Genomic DNA, 22,464 nt, shown 5'->3' with positions numbered 1-22,464 from the left:
TTATATGAAAAAATTTTTTGACCAATTAACAGAAAAAAATCCAGAGCTTGTATTTAATATAAAAACATCACTGGAAGATCAAATAGAATATTTTAATAAAGCTTTAGAATATGAGTTAACAATAAAAGACAGGGAAAAAATTGAAAATTTTTTGAATATTTCAAATTCAATTTTAGAGTCTATTGAGCCAATAAATATCCAATTAAGATTAAAAGAGTTTGAACTTAGTAAAATAACTACAAACAAAGTAACTCTTAATCACGATTTTACTTATACTAAGCCAGAAGGATATAGACTCTATAGAGGAGAGATTATAAAGATTAACTCATACTATGAACTATATATAAATCTTTGTGAATATTTTTATAAACTCGATCCAGTTATATTTAGATCTTTTACAGAAAAGACTGATTTTAATGGACGGAAGAAGACCTATTTTAGTTTGGAGAAAAACAAGATAAGAAATGCAAAGTCAATAGGAAATAGCGTATATATTGAAACAAAATTTCCAGCAAATAAAATAAGGGATTTACTCATTAAAATTTTTAATGCATATAAATTAAGTTTCGATATCTTGGAGATATTTATTAGACAAGATAGGAAAGAAGAGTATAGATATTATGAAAAAAGATAGGATAACATTTTTACACAGTGGAGACTTTCACTTGGGATCTAATTTTTACTCTTCAGACTTGCCAGTTGAATTAGTAGAAAACCGTAGAGAGAATATATGGGATTCAATTGAAAGTTTATTTTCTTATGCTAAGGAAAAGAGAGTAAATTGTATTTTTTTATGCGGAGATATATTTAACGAAAATTATGTAACTATATCAATTTTAGAAAGACTTAATTCTTTGTTTAGAGCAGTACCCGAAGTTAATATTTTTGTAATATTTGGAAATCATGATCCTTATTCGAAAACTTCAAAGTTTAGATATTTGAACTTGCCTTCAAATGTATTTGTATTTCAAAATAATAGTTTAGAATGTTTTGAATTTGAAGATTATAATGTCTACGGAATAAGTTATACAGATAGGATTTTAAATAAATTATCATATTTTGAACATGTAAAATTAGATCAAAACAAGATTAATATTTTAATGTTACATGCTGATGTATTAAATCCTAATATCAACTATATGAATATAACGTTAGAATCTATCAAAGATCTTGGGTTTGACTATATTGCTCTTGGTCATATTCATAAACCACAAAAGCTTAAAGAAAATATAATATATCCTGGATCTATAGAACCTCTTTCTTTTAAAGAAACTGGTTTTCATGGTGCGATTTTTGGAGAAATTGAAAATCATAGAGTATATTCAAAGTTAATACCTATTTCCAGTTCAATCTTTACCTTAGTTATCTATGATTTAAGAGAAAATTTTGATTTCTACTATTTGGTAGAGTATTTAAAAAACAATGTTATTGTAAGTGATAAAAATAATTATATAAGATTGACTCTTACGGGAAAACTTCCGATAGGTTTTGACTTAGATGTAAATGGTCTTGAAGAAGCTCTTAAAAAATATGTATATTATATTGAAGTTATTGACAATACTGAAGAAAACTATGATATAGAAAAAATATCCGAGTTAAATAGAGATAATCATATTGGTATTTTTATAAACAAGGTAAATGCATTAAATGAAAGTGATGATATAAAAAAACAAATATTAAAATATGGATTAAATGCTTTAATGAGGGAGGATTCATGAAGCTTTTAAAACTGGAAATAACTGCCTTTGGAAAATTTACAAATAAAACAATCGACTTAAAAGACGACTTTATTTTAATTAAAGGAGATAATGAAGCAGGGAAAAGCACATGTGTTAAATTTATTGAAGGTGTATTTTATGGTTTTGTGAAACCATATTTAAAAACTACCAGATACAATGAAGATTTAGAAAAGTATCGACCATGGGATTCTTCTAATTATGAGGGTTCTATTATAATTGAAAATGATGGAGAAATATTACGAGTTTATAGAAATTTTCAAAATGGTGAATATAATATATACAACGAAAAAACTGGTAAAGATATTACCGAAACATTAAATGGATATAAACAGTCTAATAAAAGTTTTCCTGGAGAATACTTTTTTAATGTAAGTAGTGAGGTTTTTAATAACAGTAAAATAATTGGACAGAACAATGTCGGAATTAAAGATGAATCTACAAGATATATTACAGACACTATGCTTAAGAATAAGGAAAACTATGAAGATTTAACTTCAAGTAAAAAAAGTGTCGAATATTTAATAGGACTTAAAAGAGATATTGGGACTAAAACTAACGTTAATAAACCGCTTGGAAAAGCATATGAAGAATATAGAATTGTAAGTTCTGAAGTAAAAAGAATTACAGAATTAAAAAAAGAGTATGATAACTCATTAGATAGACTTTCTGGTTTGGAAAAGAAGTTTATTGAAAAAAACAAACTTTTTGAGTTAAAACAAAATCAATTATCTTATGAAAAACAAGAAATGGACTCCAAAATACTTAAAGAAAAAGAAGAATTATTAAATGAAATTTGCAACTTAAAGAAAAAGAAGTTAGAAATTGAAAATTCTAAAAAGTTATATGATCCATACCTTCAAAAGTATTTAAAAATAAAAGAAGAAGAGAAGTATTTGGAAAAAGCTTTTGATGAGCTTTCTCAAGAAAAAAGACAAGTATATAAAAAGTATTTAGATATCTCAAAAAATCTTGATGAAAAAGTACAAGCAAGTACCAAAAGTTCTAAATTAAGTAAATTTAAATTTTTTACAGTATTTTTATTTACAATAATTGTTTGTTTTCTCCTAAAAAATTATACAAATCTAACAAATTTAACTATATTTATTGGGTTTGTAGTAGTTAATCTTATATGTTTTGTTATACAAAAACAAAATATAAATAAATTTGATAAAGATAACTTTGAAAAAGCAAAAAAAGATAGAGATTTTTATTACAAAAAAATAGAAGATTTAGATAAGGAAATAGAGTATTTATTAAATGACGAGGAAGACAAAAATAATTCTCTGTTAGATATCGATAAGACTATTAATGATAAGTTTAATATTGGAATAAGAGAGATAAAAGAACTTGATGAAGATCTTTCTAATTGTGAAAACAATTTAAAAGACTGTAACTCCAGACTTGAATTTATTACAAGGACAAAAACTTTAACAGGAAATTCGAATTTTAAAAAGATAGAATTTTCAAAAGAATTTTATTTGGTCGAAAACACTGAACTTGAAGATTTAAGAAAAGAAAAAGATGAAATTTATAATGAGATAGTAAGATTAAAAGAACGAATAAAGATATTGGATAGTGAAATAATAAAACTTCCAAGTCTATTAGATAAAGAAAAAAGCACATCTAATAGAATAGATGAGCTTGAAAATAAGTCAAAAATAATTGAGATGACTTTAAAGCTTGTTGAAGAATCTTTTGAGGAATTAAAAGCAAATTTTGTTCCAAAACTTATAAAAAGTGTAAATTCACTTTTGGAACCGATTTATGGTAACAATATAAAATTTTATATTGATGAATTTTTAAACGTTTCTTATAAAGGAAATGGAAGTAGTGATATTAAATCATCTTTAAGTTTGAGTAAAGGTTCGCAAGATATAATTTTTCTCGTTCTTAAGATAGCCATATGTACTGAACTATATGATAAATCGGATTTTCTCATTTTAGATGATGCATTTAATTACTTGGATGACAAAAGACTTAAAGATATAATTTATATCTTGAATAAAAAGCTAAGTAACAATCAAATTATTATATTAAGCTGTCAGGATAGAGAGTTAGAAGTTTTAAAGTCATATCAAGATGTTAAAATTATAAATTTATAGGTGAGAAAATGATTTATAGTATTTCTGATTTACATTTGGATTATACGAAAGAAAAGACCATGACTCTATTTGGAGATAGATGGGAAGATTATGAAGAAAGAATTTTTCATAATTGGAAACAAATAGTTAAAGATAGTGATTTAGTACTTGTATCTGGAGATATTTCGTGGGCTATCAATTTGGAAGAAGCATATCACGACTTAATTAGGATAGAAGAATTACCAGGTAAAAAGGTTTTTTTAAAGGGAAATCACGATTATTGGTGGAGTTCTCTAAATAAAAATAATTCTTTAAATTTAAAAAGCATTTTCTTTTTACAAAATAATTATTTTGAATTTAATGATTATTTTATAGTTGGAACAAGAGGTTGGGATTATCTGACAGAAGAAAGTGAGGAGTATAATATTTACAGAAGAGAGCTATTAAGACTTGATCTTTCTTTGAAATCAGCGCCAAAAGGCAAAGATAAAATAGGAATGCTTCACTATCCACCTTTTACTAATGAAAAACTTCCAAATGATTTTCATTATATCCTAAAAGAACATGGGGTTACTAAATGCGTCTATGGTCATCTACATGGACCAGGACTTGTTAATGTGGTTGAAGGAGTCGTTGATGGAATTGAGTACTTTTGTACATCAAGCGACTATCTGCAGTTCAAACCTATAAAAATATCTGATTAGGCTTGTCTGCAAATAAAAAATAGGAGGAAGAAATGAAAGTAATTTACACAAAAAACTATGATGAAATGAGCAAAGAATCTGCACAAATGATAATAGACCAAATTAAGAATAAAAAAGATTCTATACTGGGCCTTGCAACAGGATCAACACCTGTTGGACTATACAAATGTTTAATTGATGCTCATGTTAACGGTTTAGACTTTTCAGAAGTTAAAACTTTTAATCTTGATGAGTATATAGGTTTGACTCCTGACAATCCTCAATCCTATAATTATTTTATGTATGATAATTTGTTAAACCACATAAATGTAAAAAAAGAAAATATAAGAATTCCACAAGGAAATAAAGATCCTGAAAAAGAAGTAGTAGATTATGAAAATGATGTAAGAAGTTCAGAAAGAGTAGATATACAAATACTTGGTATTGGACCAGATGGACATATTGCATTTAATGAACCTGATGAAGAGTTAAATTATTCAACATCTGTTGTTGATTTGGAAGAAAGCACCATCAAAGCAAATGCAAGATTTTTTGAAAGTGAAGATGAAGTTCCAACTAAGGCTATTTCCATGGGTATGGGAACAATTTTCAATGCAGAAAAAATTATTCTTTTAATAAGTGGAAAAAATAAAGAAGAAGCAACTAACTATTTAATTAATAAGGATAAAATTTCAACAAAAGTTCCAGTTTCTCTATTAAAATTGCATCATGATGTAACTGTATTTATAGATGAAAGCAGCGTTAAAATAAGATAGTGGAAAGAGAATTAGAAGTAAAAGTAATTAATATTGATTTAGATGATTTTAAAAATAGGCTTTTAAAAAAGGGAGCAGTCATGTCCCATCATGAAGAGCAAGAAAATATATTGATTTCGTCTAAAACCATTAAGTTAATATCCGATAAAGATTATATGAGAATAAGACTTGTGAAAGATATGCTCAATAATGAATCATATAATTATTTAACTTATAAAAAGATGGTAGAGGATGCAGAGTTTAAAAAAGCTGAAGAATATACTATTGAGTTTGATAGCCTTACAAATCTCAAGAAGATATTAGAATTTATTAAACTTGATAGCTTTAAGTCTACTTTTAAAGAAAGATTTAGCTATTCATATAATAACATTAGAATAGATTTTGATTATTGGGACAGAAATTCATTTCCTTTTGATTATGCTGAAATAGAAGCTAACTCAGAAGAAGAATTAAATAGTTTTCTTAATGAATTTGATATTTCAAAAGAAAATATCAGTTCCAAATCCATAAAAGAATTAAGAGAAGAATATAAGGGGATTTAAATCCTCTTATTTTTTATGAAAAAAAGTTATCTTTTCATATCATAAAATTATATTTGAAAAAATTTTGAAAAATAATTTGACAATATGATTTTAAAATGGTATCTTATTTTAAGAAAAAAATATAGAGGAGGCATAATAAATGTTATCTGGAAGAGATTTAATAGAGATTAATGATTTTTCTAAAGAAGATATTAGTGAAATAATGGATTTAGCTCAAGACATTATTAAGAGTCCTGAGAGTTTTTCCAGTTGCTGTACTGGTAAAATTCTGGGGACTCTTTTTTTTGAACCATCAACAAGAACAAGACTTAGTTTTGAGTCAGCAATCCATAGACTTGGTGGAGACTGTATAGGATTTTCAGAAAGTGCTTCATCATCTACTGCAAAAGGAGAAAGTTTAGCAGATACAGTTAAAACCATAAGTAACTATGTTGACATAATAGCAATGAGACATCCAAAGGAAGGATCTGCAACTTTATCAAAGGACTTTACAACAGTTCCATTAATAAATGCAGGGGATGGCGGTCATCAACATCCAACTCAAACATTAACTGACCTACTAACTATAATGCAAACAAAGGGTACTTTTGAAAATTTAACTATTGGACTATGCGGAGATTTAAAGTTTGGACGTACAGTTCATTCACTTGTAAAAGCAATGAGTATGTATCCTAACAATAAGTTTGTATTTATTTCTCCTGAAGAATTAAAAATTCCAGAGTATATAAAAATAAATTTAAGAAGTAAAAACATTGAATTTGTTGAAACTGAAAAGTTGAGTTCAGTAATGGGAGAACTTGACATCTTATATATGACAAGAGTACAAAGAGAAAGATTTTTTAATGAAGAAGATTATATAAGACTTAAGGATTCTTATATATTAACTCTTGAAAAGTTAGAAGATGCAAAAAAAGATTTGGCAATACTTCATCCACTTCCAAGAGTAAATGAAATAGCCGTAGAAGTCGATAGTGATCCAAGAGCGGTTTACTTTAAACAAGTTAAATACGGCGTAATTGTTAGAATGGCACTTATATTAAAATTATTAGGGGTGAAATAATGTTAACAATTAATAGTATCAATAAGGGGATTGTAATAGACCATATTAAGGCAGGACATGGCCATATGCTATATGAAATGCTTGATTTAGATAAGGCAGACTACTCTGTTGCTTTAATAATGAATGCAAACTCAAAAGCTATGGGAAGAAAAGACATAATTAAAATAGAAAATGTAATAGATTTAGATTTAAGGGTTCTTGGTTTAATTGACGAAACAATAACTGTTAATATTATTGAAGATCAAAAAATAGTAAAAAAGATAAATGTAGAACTACCAGAGGTAGTTGAAGATGTAATTCACTGTAAAAATCCTCGTTGTATTTCTACAAGTGAAAGAAATATAGTTCATAGATTTGAACTTATAGATCGAGAACAAAAATTATATAAATGTGCATACTGTGATCAAATTTATGACAAGGAGGAATAAATGATAATCGATAAGCTTTATAATTCAGTTGAAGAAAAGGGTTTTGTGTGTGTAGGACTTGATACCTCAATGGATTATATACCTGAAAATATCAAAAATAAAAGTTCAAAGGTAGAAGATGTTGTATTTGAGTACAATAAACAAATCATAGATGCAACCTATGATATTACAGGTGTTTACAAAGTCCAAATAGCCTATTACGAAGCGATGGGAATTGAAGGACTTAAGGCTTATAAAAGAACTTTAAAATACCTTAGAGATAAAAACTGTATTTCAATAGGTGATGTAAAACGAGGAGACATAGCAAACACTGCAAAAGAATATGCAAGAGCTCATTTTACAGGTGATTTTGAAGTAGATTTCATTACATTAAATCCATATATGGGTTACGATAGCATTACACCTTATATGGAATACTTAAAGAGTGGAGATAAAGGAGCATTTGTTCTTTTAAGAACATCTAATCCTGGAGCAAAAGACATAGAATACTTAGAGTATAATAATGAACCAATGTACTATACAATTGGTGATAACATATACAAAATGGCACAGGAAATATTAGGAGAGTGTGGATATAGTTCCTTAGGCTTTGTAGTTGGAGGAACATATAGCGAAGAAGCAAAAGAAATAAGAGAAAGATATGAAAAATCATTCTTCTTAATTCCAGGTTACGGAGCACAAGGCGGCAAAGCTGAAGATATTAGACTTTACTTAAACAATTTTAATGGTGGTGTTGTTAACTCCTCAAGAGGTATAATCACTGCTTACAAAAAAATTGAAGGCGGAGAAAATAAATTCCAAGAATGTACAAGAAATGCTGTACTAAAAATGAGAAAGGATATATATGGAGAAGAAAAATTACAAGGATAGTAAAATCATTCTTAACAAACACATTCAAGATGACATTTATTTGATGGAACTTGAAGGAAAATATGAAGGAAAACCAGGACAGTTCTATATGCTAAGAGCTTGGGATGATAGTCCATTACTTCCAAGACCTCTAAGTATATACGATTTAGAAGAAAATAAAATTTCCTTTCTCTATAAAGTTGTTGGGAAAGGAACAGGAATACTTTCTGAATTAAAGGAAGGGGCATATATTAAGACATTAGGTCCTCTTGGAAACAGTTTTCCAACAGAAGGTGTGGAAAATTGTGCAATTGTTGCAGGTGGAATAGGTATAGCGCCGTTTATGTACCTTGCAAAGAATTTAAAAGGAAAAATCGATATATATGCTGGATTTTATGACAAAAGCTATCTAATGGAAGAATTTGCTAAGCATGTAGATAATGTAAATATAACAACTATAACTGGAGAAGAAGGTCACAAAGGTTTAGTCACAGATATAATAGAGGATAAATATGACTATATATTTGCATGTGGTCCAAATCCTATGATGCAATCACTTCAAAAAAGAGAGCTTTCAGGAAAATCCTTCTACTCTTTAGAATCTCATATGGCATGTGGTATAGGGGCTTGTTATGGCTGTGCAATTGAAACTACGAAGGGAGTAAAAAGAGTTTGCCATGAAGGACCTATATTTAAGGGAGAAGAGGTGATTTTTGATGCTTAGTACAAAATTATGCAACTCAGTTTTAAAAAATCCAGTTATTGCAGCTTCAGGTACATTTGGTTTTGGAAGAGAATATGAACCCTATGTAGATTTTAATAAGATTGGTGGAATCGCAACTTCAGGTGTAACTTTTAAAGCGAAACCAGGTAATAAAGGTATTAGAATTCATGAAACTCCATCTGGGATAATGAATAGCATAGGTCTTCAAAATCCATCAACTGAGGAATTTATAAAAAATGATTTAGAATTTTTAAGAAATTATGACACAAAGATATTAGTTAATGTTGGAGGAGCTACAATAGATGAATATATTAAATCAATTGAGTTACTTAACAAAACTGATATCGAATTAATTGAACTTAACATTTCTTGCCCAAATGTAAAAGAAGGTGGTATGGCTTTTGGAATCAAATGTGATATTGCAGAGGAAGTTGTAAGAGAAGTAAGAAAATCAACTGAAAAAACTTTGGTTGTAAAGCTTTCACCGAATGCAGAAAATATTAAGGACATGGCAGTTAAATGCGAAGAAGCGGGAGCTGATGGACTTTCATTAGTGAATACATTTAATGCATTAGCTGTTGATATATATAACAAAAAACCTATATTTTCTAATATCACAGCAGGACTTTCAGGACCTGCAATAAAACCAATTGCACTTAGAATGGTTCATGATGTATGTTCTGTTGTAAATATTCCTGTAATTGGAATTGGTGGGATTATGAATTGGCAAGACGCATTAGAGTATATCATGGTAGGAGCAACAGCAATACAAGTTGGTACTGCAAACTTTGTTAATCCAAATGCAATGGTTGAAATAGTTGAAGGCATGGAAAAATTTATGTTGGATCAAGGAATAAAGAGCTTGGATGAAATAAGAGGAATTATTTAGGGGGATAAAATGGAAAATAGAGTTTTAGAATTACTTAAAGAAAGCGAAGCCTTATTAACTGGACACTTTTTACTATCTTCAGGAAAACACAGTGACAAATACATTCAATGTGCAAAGCTATTACAATATCCAGAAAAGGCAGAAGAAGTTTGTAAAATTATAAAAGAAAAAATTGATGCTGATGGAATAAAAGTTGACTTAGTAGTTGGTCCTGCAATGGGTGGTATAATAATTGCATATGAACTTGGAAGAGCATTGGGAGTTCCTGCCATTTTCACTGAAAGACAAGATGATGTAATGACTCTAAGAAGAGGTTTTGAAATTCCTAAAGGAGCAAATGTACTTGTAGTAGAAGATGTTGTAACAACTGGAAAGAGTTCATTTGAAACAATTAAAGTTATAGAAGATCACGGAGCAAATTGTTTAGGAATTGCATGCTTAGCTGATAGAACATCAGGTAGAGATATAGGCACAAAATTATATCCTGCAATAAGTCTTGAAATAAACATCTATGACAAAGAAGATTGTCCATTCTGTAAAGAGGGGTTAGAACTTGTAAAACCTGGTAGCAGAAAAAAGTTTTAATTTAATATAAAATTAGAGTTGTCATTTGACAACTCTTTTTAAATTACAAAAGAGAGCTATCAAGTGAAAGCTCTCTACATTGTATTACATTATTTTATATTTTTTTCTTTTTTTACTTTTGCTTGAGCAGCGGTAAGTCTTGCTATTGGTACTCTATAAGGGGAACAAGATACATAATCAAGTCCAATGCTATAGCAGAATTCAATTGATTTTGGATCTCCACCATGTTCACCACAAATTCCTAAATGGATATCTGGATTTGATTCACGTCCACCTTTGGCGGCGATATCAAGTAATTTACCAACGCCTTTTCTGTCAAGTTCTTCAAAAGGACTTCTTGGATAAATCTTTTTATCTTCATAATCTGATAGGAATTTTCCAGCATCGTCTCTTGAAAAGCCAAATGTCATTTGAGTCATGTCATTTGTACCAAAACTGAAGAAGTCAGCTTCTTTTGCAATTTCATCAGCAAGTAGTGCAGCTCTTGGAACTTCTATCATAGTACCGATTTTGTATTCAACTTTTGAATTAAATTCTTCAAAAACATTATTTATTTCATCGACTATTTCAGATTTAACGTACTTTAATTCTTTAAGATCACCAATTAGAGGAATCATTATTTCAGGAGTTACACTAATTCCTTCTTTTTTTAATTTTAATGCAGCTGTAACGATAGCTCTTGCTTGCATACGATAGATTTCAGGATATGTTATTGCAAGTCTACAGCCTCTGTGACCAAGCATAGGGTTTACTTCTTTTAAGTCATTTACAGTATCGTTAACTTCATTGTAAGAAAGATTCATTTTTTGTGCAAGAGCTTCAATATCTTCCTTTTTAGTTGGTAAGAATTCATGTAGTGGTGGGTCTAAAAGTCTTGTAGTTACAGATTTTTCTCCCATTACTTTATATATTTCATAAAAGTCATTTTCTTGCATAGGTCTAAGTTCTTCTAAAGCTTTTTGTCTTTGTTCTAAATTCTTTGATAAAATCATTTCTCTAACAATTGGAATTCTTTTTTCATCAAAAAACATGTGTTCAGTTCTTGTTAAACCGATACCTTCAGCTCCAAAAGATAAAGCTTGTTTAGCATCCCTTGGAGTGTCTGCATTTGCTCTAACTCCCATATCTCTGATCTCATCAGCCCATGACATAAATTTTTCAAAATTTCCTGATAGGGTAGGCTCAACTTTTTCAATTTCACCCAAATATATGGAACCGTCACTGCCGTTTAAAGAAATGTAGTCTCCTTCATGAAGAACGTATTTTGGTGTTCGCATAACTTTTAAAATTTCATCTACAACGACATCAGAAGCACCTGCAACACAGCATTTACCCATTCCTCTTGCAACTACAGCAGCGTGTGAAGTCATTCCGCCTCTTGCTGTAAGTATACCTTCAGCTGTTACCATTCCTTCTATATCTTCAGGAGAAGTTTCTTGTCTTACAAGTACAACTTTTTCGCCATTTTTAGCAGCTTCTACAGCTTCGTGTGCATTGAAGTATATTTTACCACTTGCAGCACCTGGGGAGGCAGCGAGACCTTTAGTTATAAGTTCTGCATTTTTAAGTTGTTTTTCATCGAAAGTATGATGTAAAAGTTGATTTAATGTTAGAGGTTCAATTCTAAGAATTGCTTCTTCTTTTGTAATTAGACCTTCTTCAACCAAATCCACTGCGATATTTAATGCAGCTTGAGTTGTTCTTTTTCCATTTCTGGTTTGTAAGATATAAAGTTTACCTTTTTCTATTGTAAACTCAAGGTCTTGCATATCTTTATAATGTTTTTCAAGCTTTTCAGCAGTTTCGACAAATTCATCATAAACTGAAGGCATTTCTTCATGCAAAGTCAAAATTTCTTGAGGAGTTCTAATTCCTGCAACAACGTCTTCACCTTGAGCATTTATTAAATATTCCCCAAATAATTTATTTTCACCAGTAGCAGGGTTTCTTGAAAAGGCAACACCAGTACCTGAATTTTCGCCCATATTACCAAAAACCATAGATTGAACATTTACAGCTGTACCAAGTGAATCATCAATACCATTTAATTTCCTATATACTTTTGCTCTTGGGTTATTCCATGATTTAAAAACTGCTTCTATTGAATGTTCTAATTGAACAACAGGATCTTGAGGGAAGTCTTCACCAGTTTCTTCTTTATATATTTCTTTGTACTCAGAAACCAATTGTTTTAGATCATCCGCTGTAAGGTCTGTGTCAAGTTTTGCCTTTCTATTTTCTTTCATATTTTCTAAAGCTGTATCAAAATGAACCTTAGGGATTTCCATAGCAACATCAGAGAACATTTGAATAAATCTTCTGTATGAATCATATGCAAATCTTTCGTTCCCTGTAGAATTAGCTAAGCCTTTAACAGATTCATCATTTAGACCAAGATTAAGAATTGTATCCATCATGCCTGGCATTGAGAAAACAGCACCACTTCTAACTGAGAAAAGTAAAGGATTTTCTTTATCAGAGAATTTTTTATTTAGCTTTTCTTCAGTGGTTTTTATATGTTCTTTTACTTCTTCCAAAAGCTCTTTCCAAAGAGTTTCATTTTCATCATAATATCTATTACATGCTTCAGTAGTAATAGTAAATCCTGGAGGTACTGAAAGACCTAAATTTGTCATTTCAGCTAAATTAGCTCCTTTTCCTCCAAGAAGGGACCTCATGTCCTTATTACCTTCTAAAAAATCATAAACATACTTTTTTGTCATTTGATTCCTCCTACAACCTATTATTGATTTTTCTAAGATGTCTAATAATTATTTCTGCTGTTTCTTCAATAGCCCTATCGGACACATCTATTATAGGGCATCCGATTTTTTTCATAATAGAATTAGCATACTCTAACTCTAACAAAATCCTATCAAGATTTGTATATGAAGAGTTTGATGGTAGGCCAAGGGATTGAAGTCTTGATTTTCGAATAGAATTAAGTTTAACTGGTGAATTAGTAAGACCAATTATTTTTTTGCTTGGAACCTCAAAAATCTCTTTAGGTACCGGTGTTTCGGGAACTAACGGGATATTTGCAACTCTGAAGTTTTTATTTGCTAAATACATTGATAGAGGTGTTTTAGAAGTTCGAGACACTCCTAAAATTGTGACATCTGCAGATAGCACACCTCTGGGATCTTTTCCATCATCATAGCGTACAGCAAAATCTATAGCATCAACTCTTTTAAAATATTGATCATCAAGATTTCGAAGAGCTCCAGGCTTAGTTATAGGTTCTAAATTAGAAACCCTTTCAATTGCTATGATAGCAGGAGTTAAAATATCAACAGAGTACAAGTTTTTAAGCTCACTAATTTTCTTCAAATGTTCAATAATATGTTCATCAACAAGAGAATAAAATATGATTGTGTTTTCAGCATTATCAATTTTACTAAATATTTTGTTGATGATATCGATATTTCTAACATTTGAATGTCGTTCAATTTCTTTTTCTTCTATATCGAATTGTGCATAAGCAGCTCTTACGATCTGCTCGCAAGTTTCTCCAGTGGAGTCTGATATTACAATAAATTTCAGCATATTTCTCCCTCAAAACATTTTCTAATATTATTATACATTAATTTAGTATTTAATTTAAGGGGTGTGATACCGTTTTACTAAATAAAATACAATAAAAACACCCGAACTAAAATTTAATCTTTAATTCGGGTGTAAATTTATAGAAGATTTATACCATGAATTTTACATTCTTCAATCATGGATTTAGGCCATGTGCTTGATTGAACTTCTCCTATATGTGCTTTTTGTAAAAAAAACATGCACAGTCTTGATTGTCCAATACCTCCACCAATACATTCAGGGTATTTTCCGTTTATTAAATTCTGATGAAATTCATAATTAAGTCTGTTTGTAGTTTTAGATTCCTCTAACTGTCTTTTTAAAGTTTTTGAATCAACGCGTATTCCCATTGAAGATAGCTCAAGGGCGTCATTTAGTATTGGATTCCATACAATAATATCACCGTTTAAATCCCAATCATCATAGTCTGGTGCCCTAAGACTATGAGGTTTACCACATTTTAAATTTCTTCCAATTTTTGAAATGAAAATTGCACCTTTTTCTTTTGCGAATAATTTTTCTCTTTCTTCAAATGAACTATCCGGATACATTTCTTCAAGTTCAAAGGTTGAAACAAAAGTTATATCTTTAGGTAAAATTTTCTTATAGTCATCAAATTTTTGAAATAGCATTTCTTCAGTGTCTAATAGAACATCATAAATATCTTTAACCACTTTTTTTAAATACTCTTCGCTTCTTTCATCAGGAGAAATTGCTTTTTCCCAGTCCCATTGGTCTACATAATAAGAATGAGTGTTGTCACATATTTCACATGATCTTATGGCATTCATATCGGTATAAATGCCTTCTCCAATTTCTATATTGTATGAAGCGAGAGCATTTCTTTTCCATTTTGCAAGAGAATGTATAATTTCAAGTTCTACATTTTTTCCGTCTTGTAAAACATTAAAGGATACAGGTATTTCAGAGCCACTTAAATTATCATTGAAACCTGATTGTTTATCAACAAAAAGTGGGGCGGATACTCTTATTAAATTCAATTTATCAGATAGATTTATTTGAAAGTAATCTTTAATTAATTTTATAGCTTTTTGAGTTTTTATTAAATCGAGACTTGATTTATAATTTTCTGGTATTATTAAATTATTCATTTCATCACATTCCTATTTTCAAAATATCAATTAATATGGATATTATACTTAAAGATAGATTTTAGGTCAATGTTCATGTTATAATAAATTAAAGTGTGGTGATAAAATGAGTATAAAACTTTTAGTTGACTCTGGGTGTGATTTATCTCAAGAGTTGGCAAAAAAATATGATATAGGTATATTACCTTTTACAGCAATTTGTAATGAAGTAGAGTATAAAGATGGAATAGACATAACTTCCAAAGAATTAAATGAAAGAATGAGAAAAGGAGATGTCTTTACTACAGCACAGATATCAATTGATGGATATTATAAAGCTTTTTTAGAAGAAGTGGAAAAGGGAAATGAAGTTATTTCCATAGTATTATCAAGTGGTATAACAAGTTCAATAAATTCTGCAAGATTAGCTAAAAATATGTTACTTGAAGAAAAGCCTAATGCGGTTATAGAAATAATTGACTCTAAACTTGCTTCATATGGATTTGGATTATTAGCAAGGAGAACGGTAGAATATATAAATAGTGGAATGTGTTTTAAAGATGTTGTTTTAAAAATAAAAGAACTTATAGATTCTACTATAACATTCTTTACAGTTGATGATTTAAAATACCTTTATAGGGGAGGGAGAGTATCCGCAGCAGAAAAAGTTGTAGGAGGAATGCTTAATATAAAACCCATTCTAATAGTAGATAAAGAAGGAAGATTAGTTCCAATTGACAAGGCAAGGGGATTAAAAAAAGTTTATAAAAAGTTTGTAGAAATGGTCGAAAAAGAAACAGATGAAGACATCAGCAAAGATCAGCTCGTCATTATAGGGCATTCAGATTCTTTACAATCAGCTTTAGATTTTAAAGAAATACTTGAAAGTGAAATGGGATTTACAAACATATATATAGACGAAATTGGACCTGTTATAAGTTCTCATTCAGGGCCTGGAACCTTGATGTTCTCTCTACTAAAGAAAAATATTGAAGAAGGATATATGAATATAAAAATGTAATTAGGGGATTACCTCTAATTACATTTTTTATTTTCATAATTAAAAAAGAGTTAATTTTGGTTTTTTTCTTTAATTAATTGGATTTTTTCATCTCTTGTTAATTTTTTTATTTCCCTTTCACGTCTTTGAGCTATAAGCTTATCTTCATACTCTTCATAGTACATCAATTTCACAGGAGTTCTTCCTCTTGTATACTTTGCACCCTTACCAGAGTTATGGGTTTTGATTCTCTTTTTCAGGTCTGTAGTCCATCCAGTATATAGAGTTTCATCGCTACATTTTAAAATATATACATAATTCAAAGTAGTTCACCAAGAACCCTTTCTATAGTATTGTAATCAAATCCTTTAGAAGAAAGAAAAGTATAAATTTTATTCTTTAATTTGAATCCATCAAATTTTCTTTCCCATTGTGGAAGCTTTTTTTCTGCTAAATCCTTAGCGTTTTCAAATTCAATTTCTTTAAAATTTAAAGAAAATTCGTTTATTATATCTTTACTTATACCTTTTTGAATAAGTTCATATTCGATTCTCTTGTTTGACCACTTATTAATTCTGGTTTTTGATTCAAAGAAAGCTTTTGCAAATCTATAGTCATTTATATATTCATCTTCTTCAAGTTTTGAAATTATTTTATCAATATGTTCTTCTGGTACATCTTCTTTTTTTAATTTAGTATAGACTTCTTTTTTTGATCGTATTCTATAGCTTATAAAATTAAGAGCTTTAGAGAAATTTACATTATAATCATTAAAATCTTTAAGTTTAGAAAATTCTTCATCATTTAAGATTTTCCCCTTTGAAAGGTTAAGTTGGTTATATAAGTTATAACTTGCATTTAAAGTACTCTTATCAAATTTAATTACAAAAAGCTCTTTTTTATCATCGAAAGTAATATCTTTTATTTCCATGTTGCTAAAAATGAAAAAATAATAGGAAATATCATAGCTAAAACAAGAAGTCCGGCAACTAATTTTACAATAAAATTATTTTTTTTCATAAGATTCTCCTTCTTAAAAGTTTTAAATTTCTATGATTTAATGATATCATAACAGTAAATTCAAAATCAATTTTGAAACTTTTTTTATTAATGATAAACTAAGATAAAAAGGGGGGATCGTAACTGAATGGGGATAATTTACTTGAATTAATATCAGACAGAATTGACAAAATCAAAGAATTTGACTTTAATCTTGAAAAGATTGATAATTTACAAAGTTTAAGAAATATGAAACAGAAAGAACTTTTTTATAAATTGCAAGAGGTAGAAGTTTTGAAAGCTTTGGAATTAAATTCTGAAATGACTGACGATATGCTTTATTCAATTGACTCAATTGTCGATGTTGAATTCATGAAGAGCATACATATAGATGATAAAAATGTTGAAAAATCAAAAATCATGGAAAAAAAGTATTATAATATTAAAAAGCTTATTGAAAGATTTAACATAGATAAAATGAAAAATGAAATAGATGAAATACTTTCGAATTCGTTAATTGCATTTAGACATGAAGATTTAGACAAAATAAATATTTGTGAAAACAAAGCTCTCAATATATTATCTTATGCCATAGAGAATGGAGAAGAGTTTGATAGTGCCTTAAATGAGTTAATTAAAAATTTTAATGAAGAGGATAAACTTATATTAAAACATGTGTTTAAGTACGAAGAAGATCTATGTGATGATATTAATCGCTTAAATGATATAATAAAGCAAATAAACGGGATGTTGTTATCAGTTATCCCTAATAAAAATAATTTTATTATGTAGGAGGAAAACATGGCTGAATTTAAATTTGAAATTGTTGAAAATTTGGGTATATTATCTGAAAACGCAAAGGGATGGAGAAAAGAATTGAATCTTGTAAGTTGGTCTGAAAGACCAGCTAAATATGATATTCGAGAGTGGAATCCTGATCATACTCGAATGAGCAAAGGAGTCACTTTTACAGAAGATGAATTTAAAATTCTATTAGAACTTCTTAAAGAAGAGTTTGAAGATTGATTTAATTAGACTAAAATGCTATAATTTGATTGTAAAATTCGATTTCAATAATAGTGATAAGTTAAGTCTTGTAATGACAAGAAGATAATAAAAGAAAATATTTTAGTATAATAAAATCTCATTAATTAAAATTAACTTTCGTGTCATTTTGGAACGAAAGTTTTTTCTTATTATAGTTATATTTGGGGGGAGAATATGGAATTGTATAATCCTAATGCCATTGAGAAAAAATGGCAAAAATACTGGGAAGAAAATAAGACTTTTAAAACTGAAATTGATAATGATAAGGATAAATTTTATGCACTCATAGAATTTCCTTATCCATCAGGACAGGGACTTCATGTAGGTCATCCAAGACCGTACACTGCAATGGATATTGTTTCAAGAAAGAGAAGACTTCAAGGGTATAATGTCCTTTATCCAATGGGATGGGATGCTTTTGGTCTTCCAGCTGAAAATTATGCCATTAAGAACAAAGTTCATCCTGCTTTAATTACTCAAACTAATATTAATAGATTCAGAGAGCAAATGAAATCTATAGGGCTTTCTTTTGACTGGGATAGAGAGATTAATACAACTGATCCTGAATATTACAAATGGACTCAATGGATATTTTTAAAACTATTTGAAAAGGGTCTCGCATATAAAAAAGAAATGCCAATCAACTGGTGTCCATCATGTAAAACAGGACTTGCAAATGAAGAAGTAATAAGTGGACATTGTGAAAGATGCGGAAGCGAAGTTGAGCATAAAGTTAAAAGTCAGTGGATGTTAAAGATTACTGAATATGCTGATAGACTTATTGACGATTTATCTGAAGTTGATTATCCAGAAAGAGTTAAAATGCAACAGATTAATTGGATTGGTAGAACTCATGGTTGTGAATTAGATTTTAAATTATCTAATTTAGATGACCATATAAAAGTATATACAACAAGACCCGATACTATTTTTGGAGTTACTTATATGGTTATAGCAGTTGACCATCCACTATTAGAAAAGTATAAGGATACTATTAAAAATACAGATGAAATATTAAAGTACAGACAAGAGGCAGAGAAGAAGTCGGAATTTGAAAGAACACAATTAGTTAAAGATAAAACTGGAGTTTTAATTGACGGAATTACAGCTGTTCATCCATTCACTGGTAAAGAAATTCCAGTTTATGTTTCAGATTATGTACTTACAACCTATGGAACAGGAGCCATTATGGCAGTTCCAGCTCATGATCAAAGAGACTGTGACTTTGCGAAGAAATTTGGACTTGAAATTATACAAGTAATTTCTCAAGGAGAAGGAGATAAGCTTCCATTAACAGAAATAGCAAATGGTAAATTAATAAATTCTGATTTTATAAATGGTCTTAACGTAAAAAAAGCTTCGGAAAAAATAATTTCAAAAGCTGAAGAGCTAAAAATTGGTAATAGAAAAACTAATTATAAATTAAGAGACTGGGTATTTTCAAGACAAAGATACTGGGGAGAGCCTATACCTCTTGTTTATTGTGAAAAATGTGGTTGGGTAGCAGTACCTGAAGAAGAACTACCAATTAAACTTCCTGATGTAGATAATTATGAACCTACTGGAGATGGCGAGTCACCACTTGCAAATATAGATAGCTTTGTTAATACTAAATGCCCTTGCTGTGGTGGAGATGCTAAAAGGGAAACTGATACAATGCCACAATGGGCAGGTTCCTCATGGTATTATATAAGATATGTAGATCCAAAGAATAATAAGGAAATCTCTTCAAAAGATAATATAAACTATTATCTTCCTGTAGATTGGTATAATGGAGGAATGGAACACACAACTCTACATTTACTATATTCAAGATTTTGGCATAAGTTTTTATATGATATAGGAGTAGTAAATACAAAAGAACCTTATAAAAAGAGAACAAGTCATGGAATGATTCTTGGAGATAATGGCGAAAAAATGTCAAAGTCAAGAGGAAATGTAGTAAATCCTGATGATATAATAAGAGACTACGGAGCAGATACATTAAGAACCTACGAAATGTTTATAGGTGATTTTGAAAAATCAGCGCCATGGTCAGATAATGGAGTAAAGGGATGTAGAAAATTTTTAGAGAGAGTTTGGAAACTTCAAGAAATACTAATAGAAGGAAAAGAATACTCTAAAGAATTAGAAGGGGAAATTCACAGAACAATTAAAAAAGTTACTGAAGATTATGAAAATTTAAAATTCAATACTGCTATAGCTCAGCTCATGACATTATTAAATGGATTTTATTCAAATACAAAAATCACATTAAAAGATTTTGAAACATTTCTAATTCTATTAAATCCAGTTGCTCCTCATATAACTGAAGAGTTATGGGAATTAAATATTAAGAATGGAAAAATACATGAGCAAATCTGGCCTGAATATGATGATGAAAAATTAGTTGAAGATATAATAGAAATTCCTGTTCAATTTAATGGAAAAGTTAAGGGAACTATAAAAATTAATGTTGATGATGAAAAAGAAACTGTTTTTGATAAAGTAACATCTTCTGATGAATTTCAATCTATTTTAGCAGATAAGAATATAGTTAAAAAGATATATGTTCCTGGAAAAATTGTGAATTTAGTAATAAAATAGGAGTTTTTCAATTTTGATTTAATTTGAGATAATGGATGTCAAAAGTCAAAATTGATATTTTGGAGGATAAATAATGAGACTTTCAACTAAAGGCAGGTATGGGTTGCATACAATGTTTGAGTTAGCAAGACACTATGGAGAAGACCCAATTCCTCTAAGTGAAATTTCAAAAGCTACTGATTTGCCAATGGGTTACTTAGAACAATTGGTTAGAAAATTAAAAAAGGATAATTTAGTCGATAGTATAAGAGGCCCTAAAGGGGGATATTTCTTAACCAGAGATCCTAATGAAATAACAGTTGGTGATGTGTTAAGATCGGCTGAAGATTTCTTTGGAGTTACAGAGTGTTCAAATTCAGACGGAGTTTGTTGTAAAGAAGATTACTGTGTTGCAAGACAAGTATGGCAAGTTATTGCAGAAGAAATTAATAATACAATTGATTCTATAACTTTACAGGATATGGTAGATAGAAATGTTAAGAAAACAAGATAATTTTATCTTGTTTTCTTAATTTCTTTCGTAATTGAAATTCAATTTCAAAAATCTATGATATACTATATAAGAGATAATTTACTTTTAGGGGTGTGTATAAATGCCTTTTGATGTTCAACATTTACTTTTAAATACCATATTGGTTTTAGTGGTGTTTTTATTATCATTTAGCATCTACTATTTAATCAACATTGGGAATACGAAAGTAAGTTTAAGAAATAGATTAAAATTTGATCAGATATTTATAAAGAGAACGGCAATTATTATAATATTGATACTTATAACTCTCTTTATATTCAACAAGTATCCAATTGTAAGTAGAACACTATCTACAGCTATTATTTCTATTATTGTAGCGTATTTAATAAACCCTTTGGTTATTAAACTTGAAAATTTAGGGTTAAAAAGATCCTATGCTATATTAATTGTATATTTGATTGTAATACTGTTTTTTGCAATAATAGTGGTATTCTTATGGCCGATGCTCGTAGAACAACTTAAAAATTTAGTCCAATCAATACCTCAGATAGTGAGATATGTTAATCGATTAAGTGATAAAATAGGTGGTAAATTTAAAGATTATCCGGCAGTAAATGATTTTATATTAGATGGAACTAAAAGTATATTAAAGAGTTTAAATAAGGTACAGGATAATTTAATATTTGAATTGGGTAATATTGGAGAAAAAGTCTCAGGACTCGCAAGTGGTATTTTGAGAATTGTTTTAATACCAGTATTTACATTTTATTTTATTATGTTCAAAGAAAAGTATTTTATTTGGATTAAAAAGCAAGTTCCTGCAAATAAATATAAAGGTACTGTATCTCTCTTTAGAGAGGTAGATAGGGTCAATTCTCAATTTGTAAGAGGAAGACTTATAATGGCTATAGCTGTAGGAATAATGACTACAATTTTCTTACTTATTATGAGAATAGATTATGCACTTATAATAGGAATTATAACTTGTGTAGCAGATATTATTCCATATATAGGACCAGCCCTTGGATTTATACCCGCAGTAGTTTTAGCACTTGTAGATAGCCCAATAAAAGCTGTGATAGTTGCGATTGCGTTTGTATTGATTCAATGGGTTGAAAATAATATACTTGCACCAAAAATACTTGGAACTACAATTGGATTAAATCCACTTTTAATATTAGTCAGTTTAATTATAGGAGCTGGAATGTTTGGAGTTCCTGGAATGATATTTGCGGTTCCAGTTGTGGCAACACTTAAAGTAGTCACAGGTCACTTTAAAAATGATATAAAAAACTTTTTCTTTGATAACAATCATAGAAATATATAGG

At 29.2% G+C, this 22,464-nt stretch carries 23 protein-coding genes; 18 read left to right on the top strand and 5 right to left on the bottom strand.

The genetic code is table 11. From position 1 onward, the window contains the following. Positions 1–4: 4 nt before the first annotated feature. The 12 genes from BN2746_RS07890 to pyrE all read left to right on the top strand — a co-directional run bounded on the left by BN2746_RS07890 (position 5) and on the right by pyrE (position 10,356). Complete coding sequence (locus BN2746_RS07890) at positions 5–634, top strand: hypothetical protein (RefSeq protein ID WP_055079241.1); 630 nt, start codon at positions 5–7, stop codon at positions 632–634. Beyond that, positions 621–1,718: a metallophosphoesterase family protein gene (locus tag BN2746_RS07885; protein ID WP_055079240.1), complete on the top strand. Its 1,098-nt coding sequence runs from the start codon at positions 621–623 to the stop codon at positions 1,716–1,718. The genes BN2746_RS07890 and BN2746_RS07885 overlap by 14 nt, the downstream gene beginning before the upstream one ends. Further along, the gene (locus tag BN2746_RS07880) at positions 1,715–3,841 is read left to right on the top strand and encodes an ATP-binding protein (protein WP_055079239.1); all 2,127 of its coding nucleotides are present in this window, start codon (positions 1,715–1,717) and stop codon (positions 3,839–3,841) included. The genes BN2746_RS07885 and BN2746_RS07880 overlap by 4 nt, the downstream gene beginning before the upstream one ends. Positions 3,842–3,849: 8 nt before the next feature. Further along, a complete protein-coding gene (locus tag BN2746_RS07875; protein ID WP_055079238.1) occupies positions 3,850–4,524 on the top strand; it encodes a metallophosphoesterase in 675 nt (224 codons plus the stop codon). A gap of 32 nt (positions 4,525–4,556) precedes the next feature. Then, positions 4,557–5,279, top strand: a complete 723-nt coding sequence (nagB, locus tag BN2746_RS07870) for a glucosamine-6-phosphate deaminase (protein WP_055079237.1) — start codon at positions 4,557–4,559, stop codon at positions 5,277–5,279. Next, complete coding sequence (locus tag BN2746_RS07865; RefSeq protein ID WP_055079236.1) at positions 5,279–5,821, top strand: class IV adenylate cyclase; 543 nt, start codon at positions 5,279–5,281, stop codon at positions 5,819–5,821. Before nagB ends, BN2746_RS07865 begins: the two co-directional genes overlap by 1 nt. Positions 5,822–5,960: 139 nt before the next feature. Continuing rightward, entirely contained in the window at positions 5,961–6,881 is a 921-nt protein-coding gene (gene pyrB, locus BN2746_RS07860; RefSeq protein ID WP_055079235.1) for an aspartate carbamoyltransferase, read from the top strand. Next, a complete protein-coding gene (locus BN2746_RS07855) occupies positions 6,881–7,309 on the top strand; it encodes an aspartate carbamoyltransferase regulatory subunit (RefSeq protein WP_055079234.1) in 429 nt (142 codons plus the stop codon). Before pyrB ends, BN2746_RS07855 begins: the two co-directional genes overlap by 1 nt. Further along, entirely contained in the window at positions 7,310–8,179 is an 870-nt protein-coding gene (pyrF, locus tag BN2746_RS07850) for an orotidine-5'-phosphate decarboxylase (protein ID WP_055079233.1), read from the top strand. It abuts the gene before it with no gap. Next, positions 8,154–8,882 carry a dihydroorotate dehydrogenase electron transfer subunit gene (locus tag BN2746_RS07845; RefSeq protein WP_055079232.1) on the top strand — a complete coding sequence of 243 codons (729 nt, stop codon included), beginning with the start codon at positions 8,154–8,156 and terminating at the stop codon, positions 8,880–8,882. Before pyrF ends, BN2746_RS07845 begins: the two co-directional genes overlap by 26 nt. Then, the gene (locus BN2746_RS07840; RefSeq protein WP_055079231.1) at positions 8,875–9,771 is read left to right on the top strand and encodes a dihydroorotate dehydrogenase; all 897 of its coding nucleotides are present in this window, start codon (positions 8,875–8,877) and stop codon (positions 9,769–9,771) included. The genes BN2746_RS07845 and BN2746_RS07840 overlap by 8 nt, the downstream gene beginning before the upstream one ends. A gap of 9 nt (positions 9,772–9,780) precedes the next feature. Beyond that, entirely contained in the window at positions 9,781–10,356 is a 576-nt protein-coding gene (gene pyrE / locus BN2746_RS07835) for an orotate phosphoribosyltransferase (protein WP_055079230.1), read from the top strand. Positions 10,357–10,445: 89 nt separating this feature from the next. On the opposite strand, the gene ppdK is transcribed toward pyrE, so the two are convergent. The 3 genes from ppdK to asnA all read right to left on the bottom strand — a co-directional run bounded on the left by ppdK (position 10,446) and on the right by asnA (position 15,053). Further along, positions 10,446–13,079 (bottom strand): pyruvate, phosphate dikinase, encoded by a 2,634-nt coding sequence (gene ppdK, locus BN2746_RS07830; protein ID WP_055079229.1) that lies wholly within the window; start codon positions 13,077–13,079, stop codon positions 10,446–10,448. A 10-nt stretch (positions 13,080–13,089) separates the two neighbouring features. Beyond that, a complete protein-coding gene (locus BN2746_RS07825) occupies positions 13,090–13,902 on the bottom strand; it encodes a pyruvate, water dikinase regulatory protein (protein WP_055079228.1) in 813 nt (270 codons plus the stop codon). A gap of 137 nt (positions 13,903–14,039) precedes the next feature. Next, the gene (gene asnA / locus BN2746_RS07820) at positions 14,040–15,053 is read right to left on the bottom strand and encodes an aspartate--ammonia ligase (protein WP_055079227.1); all 1,014 of its coding nucleotides are present in this window, start codon (positions 15,051–15,053) and stop codon (positions 14,040–14,042) included. A gap of 106 nt (positions 15,054–15,159) precedes the next feature. Here asnA and BN2746_RS07815 point away from each other — a divergent pair, with 106 nt between their 5' ends. Then, a complete protein-coding gene (locus BN2746_RS07815) occupies positions 15,160–16,053 on the top strand; it encodes a DegV family protein (RefSeq protein WP_055079226.1) in 894 nt (297 codons plus the stop codon). Between the two features lie 50 nt (positions 16,054–16,103). Here BN2746_RS07815 and BN2746_RS07810 read toward each other — a convergent pair whose 3' ends face one another. Together BN2746_RS07810 and BN2746_RS07805 are read right to left on the bottom strand one after the other, a co-directional pair. After that, a complete protein-coding gene (locus tag BN2746_RS07810; protein WP_055079225.1) occupies positions 16,104–16,355 on the bottom strand; it encodes a GIY-YIG nuclease family protein in 252 nt (83 codons plus the stop codon). Further along, the gene (locus BN2746_RS07805) at positions 16,352–16,963 is read right to left on the bottom strand and encodes a regulatory protein RecX (protein WP_055079224.1); all 612 of its coding nucleotides are present in this window, start codon (positions 16,961–16,963) and stop codon (positions 16,352–16,354) included. Before BN2746_RS07805 ends, BN2746_RS07810 begins: the two co-directional genes overlap by 4 nt. A gap of 317 nt (positions 16,964–17,280) precedes the next feature. On the opposite strand from BN2746_RS07805, the gene BN2746_RS07800 reads away from it, so the two are divergent. The 5 genes from BN2746_RS07800 to BN2746_RS07780 all read left to right on the top strand — a co-directional run bounded on the left by BN2746_RS07800 (position 17,281) and on the right by BN2746_RS07780 (position 22,463). Then, entirely contained in the window at positions 17,281–17,823 is a 543-nt protein-coding gene (locus BN2746_RS07800) for a hypothetical protein (protein ID WP_148445406.1), read from the top strand. 9 nt (positions 17,824–17,832) lie between these two features. After that, positions 17,833–18,057, top strand: a complete 225-nt coding sequence (locus tag BN2746_RS07795; RefSeq protein WP_055079222.1) for a YdbC family protein — start codon at positions 17,833–17,835, stop codon at positions 18,055–18,057. Between the two features lie 195 nt (positions 18,058–18,252). Next, positions 18,253–20,664, top strand: coding sequence for a leucine--tRNA ligase (gene leuS, locus BN2746_RS07790; RefSeq protein ID WP_055079221.1), 2,412 nt, complete (start codon positions 18,253–18,255; stop codon positions 20,662–20,664). A 73-nt stretch (positions 20,665–20,737) separates the two neighbouring features. Next, positions 20,738–21,157 carry an RrF2 family transcriptional regulator gene (locus BN2746_RS07785; protein ID WP_055079220.1) on the top strand — a complete coding sequence of 140 codons (420 nt, stop codon included), beginning with the start codon at positions 20,738–20,740 and terminating at the stop codon, positions 21,155–21,157. A 100-nt stretch (positions 21,158–21,257) separates the two neighbouring features. After that, on the top strand, positions 21,258–22,463 hold the full coding sequence (locus BN2746_RS07780) for an AI-2E family transporter (protein ID WP_055079219.1): 1,206 nt from the start codon (positions 21,258–21,260) through the stop codon (positions 22,461–22,463). The last annotated feature ends 1 nt before the right edge of the window (position 22,464 follow it).

This window comes from Lagierella massiliensis (assembly GCF_001407835.1).
Taxonomy (GTDB): domain Bacteria; phylum Bacillota; class Clostridia; order Tissierellales; family Peptoniphilaceae; genus Mediannikoviicoccus; species Mediannikoviicoccus massiliensis.
Note: the sequence above shows the minus strand (reverse complement) of the source record. Positions and strands in the feature narration are given on the sequence as shown.